Source organism: Klebsiella sp. 1SOBk10mer, from assembly GCF_046602535.1.
Taxonomy (GTDB): domain Bacteria; phylum Pseudomonadota; class Gammaproteobacteria; order Enterobacterales; family Enterobacteriaceae; genus Klebsiella; species Klebsiella quasipneumoniae.
Genome location: NZ_JBKIUP010000028.1, coordinates 1 through 11281 on the forward strand (window position 1 = coordinate 1; position 11281 = coordinate 11281).

7 protein-coding genes and 3 pseudogenes are annotated in these 11281 nt (G+C 47.5%); 6 read left to right on the plus strand and 4 right to left on the minus strand.

The window, feature by feature from the left end:
• Window positions 1-97: 97 nt before the first annotated feature.
• A pseudogene (locus ACLH1I_RS25920) lies at window positions 98-310 on the minus strand (integrase core domain-containing protein); the annotation flags it as partial.
• A gap of 459 nt (window positions 311-769) precedes the next feature.
• Window positions 770-1467 (minus strand): IS1 family transposase gene (locus tag ACLH1I_RS25925; protein ID WP_225579900.1). Its coding sequence is split into 2 segments (ribosomal slippage): window positions 770-1218 and window positions 1218-1467, totalling 699 coding nucleotides; the frame shifts between segments, so codons are not numbered across the junction.
• Window positions 1468-1545: 78 nt separating this feature from the next.
• Here ACLH1I_RS25925 and ACLH1I_RS25930 point away from each other — a divergent pair.
• A complete protein-coding gene (locus ACLH1I_RS25930) occupies window positions 1546-1725 on the plus strand; it encodes a hypothetical protein (protein ID WP_007372130.1) in 180 nt (59 codons plus the stop codon).
• A gap of 269 nt (window positions 1726-1994) precedes the next feature.
• Here the strand turns inward: ACLH1I_RS25930 and ACLH1I_RS25935 are convergent, their stop codons facing one another.
• Both ACLH1I_RS25935 and ACLH1I_RS25940 read right to left on the minus strand, forming a co-directional pair.
• The gene (locus ACLH1I_RS25935) at window positions 1995-2963 is read right to left on the minus strand and encodes an IS5-like element IS903 family transposase (RefSeq protein ID WP_167877593.1); all 969 of its coding nucleotides are present in this window, start codon (window positions 2961-2963) and stop codon (window positions 1995-1997) included.
• 423 nt (window positions 2964-3386) lie between these two features.
• Window positions 3387-3715 (minus strand): annotated as a pseudogene (locus ACLH1I_RS25940) (transposase); the annotation flags it as partial.
• A gap of 84 nt (window positions 3716-3799) precedes the next feature.
• Between ACLH1I_RS25940 and istA the strand changes: the two are divergent.
• The 5 genes and pseudogenes from istA (at window position 3800) to ACLH1I_RS25965 (ending at window position 11118) form a co-directional block, all read left to right on the plus strand.
• A complete protein-coding gene (istA, locus tag ACLH1I_RS25945; RefSeq protein ID WP_048298721.1) occupies window positions 3800-4822 on the plus strand; it encodes an IS21-like element ISSen3 family transposase in 1023 nt (340 codons plus the stop codon).
• On the plus strand, window positions 4819-5601 hold the full coding sequence (istB, locus tag ACLH1I_RS25950) for an IS21-like element ISSen3 family helper ATPase IstB (RefSeq protein ID WP_048298722.1): 783 nt from the start codon (window positions 4819-4821) through the stop codon (window positions 5599-5601). Before istA ends, istB begins: the two co-directional genes overlap by 4 nt.
• Before the next feature lie 66 nt (window positions 5602-5667).
• Window positions 5668-5895: pseudogene (locus ACLH1I_RS25955) on the plus strand (hypothetical protein); the annotation flags it as partial.
• Window positions 5896-6331: 436 nt separating this feature from the next.
• Window positions 6332-8539, plus strand: a complete 2208-nt coding sequence (locus ACLH1I_RS25960) for an AAA family ATPase (RefSeq protein WP_048298723.1) — start codon at window positions 6332-6334, stop codon at window positions 8537-8539.
• Between the two features lie 2 nt (window positions 8540-8541).
• The gene (locus ACLH1I_RS25965) at window positions 8542-11118 is read left to right on the plus strand and encodes a nuclease domain-containing protein (protein ID WP_411302949.1); all 2577 of its coding nucleotides are present in this window, start codon (window positions 8542-8544) and stop codon (window positions 11116-11118) included.
• Window positions 11119-11281 lie beyond the last annotated feature (163 nt).

Sequence of the window (11281 nt, forward strand, 5' to 3'; positions counted from 1 at the left end):
CGCTGAACAAAATGACGAAAGCAGGTATGCCTGAAAGCGTGCGTATTGCCTGAAAACACAACCCGCTACGGGGGAGACTTACCCGAAATCTGATTTATTCAACAAAGCCCTGCGCATCTTCCAGCGAGAGAAACCAGTGAATGTTCAGGCATTCATCCCGCAGACTGCCGTTAAATGATTCAATAACCGGGTTATCCGTTGGTTTTCCAGGGCGGGAGAAGTCCATTGTGACCCTGTGCTCATACGCCCATTTATCCAGACTTTTCGAGATAAACTCGCTGCCGTTATCTGTCTGAATACGTACCGGCAGGCGCTTGCCCAGCACCCGTAATTTGCGGTTTTTTTGATTTCCGGCGATACTACAGGGTCATCCGCGAGATGCATTCAATCAGTACCTCTCATACAGCCATAAAGCATTGAAGAAATGTTGTTATAATGTTAATTTGTATATGTGGTGAATCCCCCTATGCGGAGGGGCATATCCAGTCTGAATCATTTTTGCGCTTTGCGAGTCGTCCGTGGGCTGGCGGCGGCTTACCGGGAGGCACCCGGCACCACATTTTTTATTACAAATGAATATAGTTACTCATTAAAATACATGCAAATGTGATGTATCTACTGTTCTTTTACTTTGGCCATATATAGTCATAGACAATGAAAGCGATGCTTGCTGATAATAAATCCTGAACTATTTTTTGAATGAGCGTTGATTTTTTGAAAGGTTGCTGTGTACGACTGTAATCTCATGATGATCGGTAATGACTCCAACTTACTGATAGTGTTTTATGTTCAGATAATGCCCGATGACCTTGTCATGCAGCTCCACCGATTTTGAGAACGACAGTGACTTCCGTCCCAGCCTTGCCAGATGCGGCCAAGGATTCAGGTTATGCCGCTCAATGCGCTGAGTGTAACGCTTGCTGATAACGTGCAGCTTTCCCTTCAGGCGGGGTTCATACAGCGGCCAGCCATCCGTCATCCATACCACGACCTCAAAGGCCGACAGCAGGCCCGGAAGACGCTCCAGCGTGGCCAGCGTGCGTTCACCGAATACGTGCGCCACAACCGTCCTCCGTATCCTGTCATACGCGTAAAACAACCAGCGCTGGCGTGATTTAGCGCCGACGTAACCCCACTGTTCGTCCATTTCCGCGCAAACAATGACGTCACTGCCCGGTTGTATGCGTGAGTTTACCGACTGCAGCCTGAGTTTTTTAAGTGTCGTAAAATCGTGTTGAGGCCAACGCCCATAATGCGTGCACTGGCGCGACATCCGACGCCATTCATGGCCATATCAATAATTTTCTGGTGTGTACCGGGCTGAGAGGCGGTGTAAGTGAACTGAAGCTGCCATGTTTTACGGCAGTGAGAGCAGAGATAGCGCTGATGTCCGGCAGTACTTTTACCGTTACGCACGGCGCCTTCGGTAGCTGAACAAGTGGGACAACTGATGGGAATTGAAGCCACGGGAGCACCTCAAAACCACCATCATACACTAAATCAGTAAGTTGGCACCATTACCATAAGTTGCCTAACGGGAAACCTGTGTACGAACTGAAAAAGGCGGTGACCGAATCCGGTTGGCTGAGCGATTCGAAGGTGAAGGTTCCTTGCACTAAGACGCTGGTGATCGCCAATACCGATGCGGGTGATGACATGCTGGAAACGGCCTCGACTGTCCTGTTGAAAAACCTGAGCCGGGTGCTCGGCACCAACGGTAAATAATCATGCTGCGCAGGCTGTGTTTCTGGGTGTTGTTCACTATCGCGTTACTTGTTGCCTGGCGACTGGCGGGGCTGCTGCTAGATCTGGTGCTATTAGTCGTCATTGTTGTGGCGCTGATACTCAGATGAGATTCGAAGGGTGCGCGGTAGATCCCTCAACCCAATGACTGTTTGTTCTTGGGCTGTTTTGGCTCTCATATTCCACTCGAAAGGTGGCTTTGTTGAATAAATCAGATTTCGGGTAAGTCTCCCCCGTAGCGGGTTGTGTTTTCAGGCAATACGCACGCTTTCAGGCATACCTGCTTTCGTCATTTTGTTCAGCGCTCGTACCAGGGCCATAGCCTCCGCAACCTGACCATCGTAGTCACGCAGCGTCAGTGAACCCCCGAACAGCTGTTTTACCCGGTACATCGCCGTTTCCGCTATCGAGCGACGGTTGTAATCTGTTGTCCATTTCCACCGCGCATTACTCCCGGTCATTCGCTGATTAGCCACTGCACGGTTACGGTCTGCATATTCACCGGGCCAGTAACCCGCACCTTTTCGGGGAGGGATAAGCGCGCTGATTTTCTTACGCCGCAGTTCATCGTGACAGAACCGGGTGTCGTAAGCGCCGTCTGCCGATGCTGCCCTGATTTTTCTGTGAGTCTGCCGGATAAGACCCGGGAAGGCTTCTGAGTCCGTCACATTGTTCAGCGACAGGTCTGCACAGATGATTTCATGTGTTTTACTGTCAACGGCGAGATGCAGCTTACGCCAGATACGGCGGCGTTCCTGGCCATGCTTTTTGACTTTCCACTCGCCTTCACCGAAGACCTTCAGCCCGGTGGAATCAATTACCAGGTGTGCGATTTCACCCCGGGTGGGCGTTTTGAAACTGACATTAACCGACTTTGCCCGCCTGCTGACACAGCTGTAATCCGGGCAGCGTAGCGGAACGTTCATCAGAGAAAAAATGGAATCAATAAAACCCTGCGCAGCCCGCAGGGTCAGCCGGAATACGCGTTTAATCACCAGAACGGTGGTGATGGCGAGATCAGAATAGCGCTGAGGTCTGCCTCGTGATGAAGGCGTTGCCGACTCATACCAGGCCTGAATCGCCCCATCATCCAGCCAGAAAGTGAGGGAGCCACGGTTGATGAGAGCTTTGTTGTAGGTGGACCAGTTGGTGATTCTGAACTTTTGCTTTGCCACGGAATGGTCTGTGTTGTCGGGAGGATGCGTGATCTGATCCTTCAACTCAGCAAAAGTTCGATTTATTCAACAAAGCCTCGAAAGGTTTTGCTGCATACCCTATAATCCGCCTCAGTAATCGTAGGGGAACGCAATGAAAAGGATTCGACTGTTTATAGGTGTTGTGATTATAGGTGCTCTGTCGGGGTGCGCAGCAGTCCAGTATAATGATGGTGAAAAGGTCAGTATTCAGTCCGATGCTTGGTACGGGCTGGATAGTTTGCATAACACTGCTGTTAAGGCGTGCCAGCAATATGGCAAATCGAAAGCAGTTTATCTCCATAGCGCTAATATGAACCCGAACTTACCGAAAGGTAGTGGGGTGCAAAATACTATCTGGAAATGTGAGCCATAAGCATGTCTAATTTTAATAGGCTTTGTTGAATAAATCAGATTTCGGGTAAGTCTCCCCCGTAGCGGGTTGTGTTTTCAGGCAATACGCACGCTTTCAGGCATACCTGCTTTCGTCATTTTGTTCAGCGCTCGTACCAGGGCCATAGCCTCCGCAACCTGACCATCGTAGTCACGCAGCGTCAGTGAACCCCCGAACAGCTGTTTTACCCGGTACATCGCCGTTTCCGCTATCGAGCGACGGTTGTAATCTGTTGTCCATTTCCACCGCGCATTACTCCCGGTCATTCGCTGATTAGCCACTGCACGGTTACGGTCTGCATATTCACCGGGCCAGTAACCCGCACCTTTTCGGGGGGGATAAGCGCGCTGATTTTCTTACGCCGCAGTTCATCGTGACAGAGCTGTTACCAACGGTGCAAAACTGATCCACCCCAGCGGTTGAAAATTGATCCCGGGGTTAATCTGCTCCTCTGAATACAGGGGAGCTTATGATCACTTTTGAGATTCGTATGGAAATTAAAGTCCTGCACAAGCGGGGAATGAGTATCCGGGCCATTGCCAGGGAGCTGGGTATTTCGCGCAATACTGTCCGCAGCCACCTGAAAGCCAAATCTGAAAAGCCGCAGTATTCACTACGCCCGGCACCATCATCACTGCTCGATGAATACCGTGATTACATCTCTAAGCAGATCAGCGATGCGCATCCCTACAAAATCCCGGCGACCGTTATTGCCAGGGAAATCATGGAGCTGGGCTATCGTGGAGGGCTTACTATCCTGAGAGAGTTCATCCGTAAACAGACCCTGCCAGCACAGGCAGAACCGGTCGTTCGCTTCGAAACCGAGCCCGGACGGCAGATGCAGGTTGACTGGGGGACCATGCGAAACGGCAAGTCACCCCTGCATGTGTTCGTCGCTGTTCTGGGATACAGCAGAATGCTTTACATCGAGTTCACCGACAACATGCGCTACGACACGCTGGAAGCCTGTCACCGCAATGCGTTCAGCTTCTTCGGCGGTGTACCGCAGGAAGTCCTGTACGACAATATGAAAACGGTGGTGCTGCAGCGTGATGCTTACCAGACCGGGCAGCACCGGTTCCATCCTTCCCTGTGGCAGTTCGGCAAAGAGATGGGCTTCTCTCCCCGCCTGTGCCGTCCCTTCAGGGCGCAGACTAAAGGCAAGGTGGAGAGGATGGTGCAGTACGCCCGCAACAGCTTCTATATCCCGTTAATGACACGCCTGCGTCCGATGGGGATCACCGTCGATGTTGAAACCGCAAACCGTTACGGCCTGCGCTGGCTGTACGATGTGGCCAATCAACGTAAGCATGAAACTATCCAGACCCGCCCCTGCGATCGCTGGGTGGAGGAACAGCAATCCATGCTGGCACTGCCACCGGAGAAAAAACAGTATGACGTGCAGGTTGATGAAAGCCTGATGACCTTCGACAGGCAGCCGTTGCATCATCCGCTCTCCATCTATGACACGTTCTGCAGAGGAGCCGCATGATGGTCGAACTGCAACATCAACGGCTGATGGTGCTTGCCGAACAGCTCCAGCTGGACAGTCTTATCGGCGCAGCGCCGGCGCTGTCGCAACAGGCGGTGGATCAGGAATGGAGCTACATGGACTTCCTGGAGCACCTGTTACATGAGGAGAAACTGGCCCGGCATCAGCGTAAACAGGCGATGTACACGCGGATGGCAGCCTTCCCGGCGGTAAAGACGTTCGAGGAGTACGACTTCACCTTCGCCACCGGCGCTCCTCAGAAGCAAATCCAGTCGCTGCGATCCCTGAGCTTCATAGAGCGTAACGAAAACATCGTGTTGCTGGGGCCATCGGGCGTGGGAAAAACGCATCTGGCGATAGCCATGGGCTACGAAGCAGTACGGGCGGGCATCAAGGTTCGCTTCACAACAGCAGCGGACCTGCTGCTACAGCTGTCCACTGCACAGCGTCAGGGCCGTTACAAAACGACTCTCAATCGTGGTGTCATGGCCCCGAAGCTGCTTATCATCGATGAAATAGGTTATCTGCCGTTCAGTCAGGAGGAAGCCAAGCTGTTCTTCCAGGTCATCGCCAAACGTTACGAGAAGAGCGCGATGATCCTGACCTCCAACCTGCCGTTCGGGCAGTGGGATCAGACGTTAGCCGGTGATGCAGCGCTGACATCGGCGATGCTGGACCGGATCTTACATCACTCACACGTCGTGCAAATAAAAGGGGAAAGCTATCGACTGAAGCAGAAACGAAAGGCCGGGGTTATCGCTGAAGCTAATCCTGAGTAAACAAGGTGGATCAATATTAAACCGTTGGTGGTGGCGGTAAGTGGATCACTTTTTACCCGTTGTTGACAACGGCTTTCAGACGGTGTACCTAAGCATCCTTGGAAGGCTTTGCGCACAAAGCTGCTATGCCCAAGGCTAACTAAAACCCAGTTACCAGAAAGTGCCTCTATCCAAAAAGCCAAAAAATATGCACAAGAGGCCGAGTTTTGGCAGCATGTTGGTAGCAAAATGCACTTTGTTATGGTTTCGGGTGACTCAATGAAAACGTTGGTTACGGTTTTTGCAGTAAAGTGAGTGAGCTAATGTAGTATTCGAAATTTCTGAATATTTCTTATGTGCCAAAAGCAGACCTTGCCAAAGCACGTTGTGCACGTTGCAAGACTTGACCCCAGACTTTCTTAGCGAAGTGTCCACTTTTGCTGGTACGGATCACTCGAAAGTGTTAGCAATAGAGTAGACGCGATATGAAGTTGTGTAGTGGTAAGTGGCACTGTCAACATTGGTGCTCATATCACGGATTCGCGAAACGCGATTATAGAAACTGTTGCCATATTAGACTTATGGTGTTTAATATCAGGAACTTAAAGAATTTATTGAAATGCTCGTTGGTGATTATCTCGCTAAAAAGTGCTAGATAAGAAGCAAAACTAAACCTGTTTTTCTCGAGATGTAGATGTGTTGAGTTTGCAACACGTAGGTAATCCCTTTATTTATTGTTTGAATAGAAATCATGGCTTTAGAACAAGTTATCTACAACCTTGAAGAGGTTAAAGGGCTCTCTGATGAAGAGCTTTACCAACGCCTTTATGATAGTTGGGGCTTGGAAAATCATAAAATTGATGTCTGGGGTGAACTGAGTATTAACGAGGCAGGGAACTGGGCTGGTATCCGTAACGCAAAAACTCTTAGTGGCAACCAAAGCATAGAATACCCTCTGGCTGATTCGCATGAATTGCAATCAGGTGTGTTTTTAACCCCATCAGTAGCAAAAATAGTGTTAGGCAATGACACTAAAGGGATGGTTGCTTGTGAACTGATGTTAGCATCCATCCCGCAAAGAGCTAAAAAAAACAACCCATTTCTATTAGCCGTCAATGATAAGACGGTTGAGCGTTTGACCTATCTGCCCGATGCATTACCTAATTTAGATCGGCAAGCCCTAATTCAAAATGAAGATGAAACACTGCTACGCAAAGTTATTTATGACGCAGAAGTTAAGCGCGTTAAACATAAAATCGCCTCAGAAACAGAAGCGTTAGAGGCAGCGTTGCAAGAAAAACAACAGGATATGACTGACAAGTTGGCGGAGTTGTCAGACGCATTCAAAAGTACACAGGATAAAATCACAGCATCAACGACAGAGCTTGAAAGCTCAATCAAGAGAAATGAAGAACTAAATAATGATAATCATCGGCTAAATCTGAAGATTCAGGAAAGCAAAGCTGAGTTAGACGTCATTATCGAAAAGAGCCGAAAAGTAGAGGAAAGTATGGCAAGAAAAGTCGAGAAACTAACAGATTTCATCAAAGAGAAAGCCATCTTCCTGAAGAGTTTTGAGTTTTTGGATGAGGAAGATTTCGACTCTTTTGTTGGAAGCCCCTTGTCTAATAAGGAGCGTGGTGAACATATCTCTTTTTCACAAGCCCTTTATTCAAACTACAGCGATGCAGTTTCTTACATTCTAGCGTACCTCAAAGAACGAGACATCCTGTACCCTCGCCATATTATCGAGAACTTCCTAACGCTTATTCGCACCAATGATCTCATCATTCTGGCGGGGGACTCAGGCTCAGGCAAAACAAACCTGGTTCAGTCGTTTGCCAAGGCTATTGGTGGGGTATCTAAGATCATTCCGGTTAAGCCTAACTGGACTAGTTCAGAAGATTTGCTGGGCTATTACAATCCCCTGGAGAAGAAATATTTGGCGACACCATTTCTTGAGGCATTGATCGAGGCTAAGCAAAACCCAGATATCCCATACTTCATCTGTTTAGACGAAATGAACCTTGCCCGAGTTGAATATTACTTTGCCGACTTTCTTTCTAAGCTAGAGGAGCGTAACGAGCAACCGACCATTCAACTTTACTCGGATGATGAAGCTGCACACGTTCTTGCCGAGCTAAAAGGGGTTGTTTCTGTCATTTCTAACGCGCAAGAAAAGTTCAGCAAAAATGGCATCGTGGACTTCGTTGCGCTCATGCAAGATGAAGAAATTAACGCTGAAATGAAGCGCGCGTTTGGCTTTAGCGATAAAGACTCACTGATTAAATACCACGGTGATATCAGACGTATGTTGGCAGGTGTTCTCGGCACGCCTTCGTCAATCACGATTCCAGCGAACGTAAGAATTATTGGTGCTATCAACATCGACGAAACAACCCATTACCTCTCACCAAAAATACTTGATCGTGCACACGTGATGAAGTTCAAGAGTCCTTTGCTGACCGACTGGGATGCTATTTTTGATGAGATTGACTCTTACGGGCTCGACGACGTTACTTTACCGCTAGTGTTTGATATTGAAGAGCTTGGTGAGCGTACCCCTTATCCGAAATTTGAACGTTTGAATGAATTCTGCGAGTTATTTACGACTTTAAACCGCGATGTTTTCGACCCGCTTGGCGTGGAATTTGGTATGCGAACTATTCGACAAGGGCTTAACTATGTAAGTTTATTTAGCGATGTAAACGATAATAAGTCTCTGGCCATCAACAACTTTATCGTTCATAAGGTGCTACCAAAATTCACATTTGATGGCGATAAGCAAGTGGGTGATTACAGTAAAGCTGAGCTTGTTAGCCGTGTATTCTTACCTCGCCTTGAGTCGCTGCTGGACAACCAAGTAGAAATAGCGGCGGAGTTTTCATGCACCAAATCGATAGAGCGTTTAGTTAAAACGGCTGAATCGAATGATGGCGTTGTGAACTACTGGGCGTAATCATGGAAGCTCCATTCGTTATCAAGTTTATCGAGACCAAATGGCACGATAAGCAAACCTTAGTCAGTGTTAGCGAGTCGGAGTACTCGCTAAAGCTTGAGCAGACGGGAAACAACGCCTTTTCCGCGCACACCACCATTTACCCAAAGGTCGATGAACTGCGTTTTGCTCAACTTGCGATAAAAACTAAGCAGGGTGATCAGTCACCGCCCTACATTGCCATGCCCAATGGTGAGAGAAGGCAGTTAGAGTCGATTACCGATCCCGCTTCTAATGAGGAGTGGTGGGTTGAGCCTGCCCATTGGGATGCAAAACAGCGGGTTTGGCGCAGTGAAGCGCGAAGGACTGCTGGCCAAATCATGTTTGTCATTGGCAGCTCAACACTGAAGCTTGATATTGATATTTCCGAACAGACTAAATCGGATCTTTCACGTTACCTGTCAGATTTTAAAGCGGACCTGTGGGAGTTGATCCTCGATGAGAGTAGTCATATCACGGGCGACGCTAAAAATTCACAGGTTGCAGCCATCGACCAAGAAGCGCTGTCATTAGTCGCATCAATTCTTAGCAATGCACAAACCATCCTCAAAAAGCCCAAAGTTGAACTGAAAGAAATTCAAGCGTTAAAGCCAGCAAAAGAAGTACGTCCTGTTCCACGTACATTTATGGAGATTTGTACCAAAGGTTCGCGTAAGCATTTAACGAGCCGCGCATCTGAGCCGAGTTACAACGTGCCAGAAAACCAGTATGTGCTGTATGTGGTTTCGAGCACGCTGAGCATTGTAAAGCAATTGGTTAAGGTGGCTGAGAGCAAAAAGAGTCGTTTTTCTGGGGCTATTGAAAAGCTCAATGAGCGTTTAGACAGTTTAAAAGACTATCGTATTATCAACCGTGACCTAGTAGTTAAAGACTTAGAACGACTTAAAAAGCGCTTTGATACAGAAGTAATCAATGCCGAGTTATCGGAACAGTTAGCGAAAATCAACGTTAATCTGTCTCGAAGTTACTCTGAAAAAGGTTACCTAAGATTGGAAAAAGCAACAGGCTCTGAGAATGAGTGGTGGGCTAAAATTAAACCATCGCAAAATGATGACTGGCAACAGTTTGAGCCAGATGGATATACCATTTTTAGTTCTAGAGATCATTACGCCAGCTTGTTTAAATCTTATAGCGACTATGAGATAGAAGCGAAGATCCCTTTACCGTTAAGAAGGGGAAAAGCGGTGGTCTTGTATCCAGAATACATCTCACGAATTTGCGTATTACCAGAGTCTCGTTCTATTCAAAGAGAGCAAGAAAATTTCACTAAATTGCGTAACAAAGGCATTGCTCTAAGTAAAAAGGATTGGCAAGCGAAGCTGACAACAGATGAACTCGCTGAACAGGAAAAAGAACGTGCTACCATCAATAAGCGCTTGGGTTATTTCGCAACTGAACATGAAAAGGTGGGAATCGTACACAAAGCGCTTGAGCCAAAACTGAAACCTTTCCAGCAAATAGAAAAAGAATGGCGTCAATGCAAAGTCAAAAGTAAAAGCACCTTTCCTAACTCTATGACTTTTGTGCAAAACCCTGCCTATCAAGCGGTTCACTCGGGTTTTAAAAAGTTAAAAGAGCAGATTGGCTTGGCCGATGAGGACATTTTGCTTTCGCTGGAGAAGATCGAAGCGATTGGGTTAGTCAACATGCCACTACTTTATGAACGCTGGTGTTTGCTGCAAATCATCAAAGTGCTGACTCAGGCATTCCGCTATCAGCCAGAGGACAACTGGAAACGAAAATTGATTGCGAATATTCAAGGCAATGAAGAACAAATCAGCATTCAGTTTTTCAACCCAAGTGTTTCAAGAGCTATCACTCTGCAATACGAACCGTTCTTAGCAAATGGTAAGCGCCCTGATTTTGTTTTGGATGTAGAAGCGATTACCAAAAGTGGTAACCAGATTTCAAAGCGGTTAGTCGTCGATGCAAAGTACTATTCTGCTGCCTATCTCAAGCAAAGAGGTGGGATCGGTGGGGTTATCCATGAACTTTACAACGGCAAAGATTATAGCGAATGCCAAGAGAACAGTGTGTTTGTTCTTCACCCCGTGTTAGATGCGGTTGAGAAAGTCGTCTCTCCACAGGAATGGGCGAAAGACAGTTATTTGGGCGAACTATCCATGTTTGATTGGGAACCTGCACACCATCAACGCCAAACTACAAACTATGGTGCAGTATGTGCAAACCCAATGAAGTCGCAACGCTATCTTGATGAAATCCAACGTATGCTAGGGATGTTTCTACAGTACGGCATTGAAGACAATACATCTTTTCGAGGAGCATCGGATGATACTCATGCGGTGAATTTTTGTGTTTCTTGCGGGTCTGAAAAAGTAGTTGATGTAACGAAATCAATGAGTTCAAATAATCAAAAGCGTTGGTATCGGTGCAATGAGTGTACACACTTTACCGTGTATACCCACTGTGGTACATGCAATACACGATTAATTAAGAATGGCGAGTATTGGACCTATTTGTCTTTGATGCCTATGTCTTCAATTAACATAAAGTGTCCAAACTGCGAGTCTCCCGTATGACGGGTGACCTGCTCCCCGTATTTTCACACAGACTGCTGTTAGTTACTTCCGCCTTTGGGAGTTTTCGGATCTGCGGTGGAAAAATGAGAAAACAGAATATGCGCAGCATATCCATATGCCACGCATCTGCATAGGGCAGACATACGCATATGTTTACCATCTG

Bases quoted from the DNA above. Each gene is read 5' to 3' on its own strand.
- istA (WP_048298721.1), top strand. From the start codon at position 3,800: ATGATCACTTTTGAGATTCGTATGGAAATTAAAGTCCTGCACAAGCGG.
- istB (WP_048298722.1), top strand. From the start codon at position 4,819: ATGATGGTCGAACTGCAACATCAACGGCTGATGGTGCTTGCCGAACAG.
- ACLH1I_RS25960 (WP_048298723.1), top strand. From the start codon at position 6,332: ATGGCTTTAGAACAAGTTATCTACAACCTTGAAGAGGTTAAAGGGCTC.
- ACLH1I_RS25965 (WP_411302949.1), top strand. From the start codon at position 8,542: ATGGAAGCTCCATTCGTTATCAAGTTTATCGAGACCAAATGGCACGAT.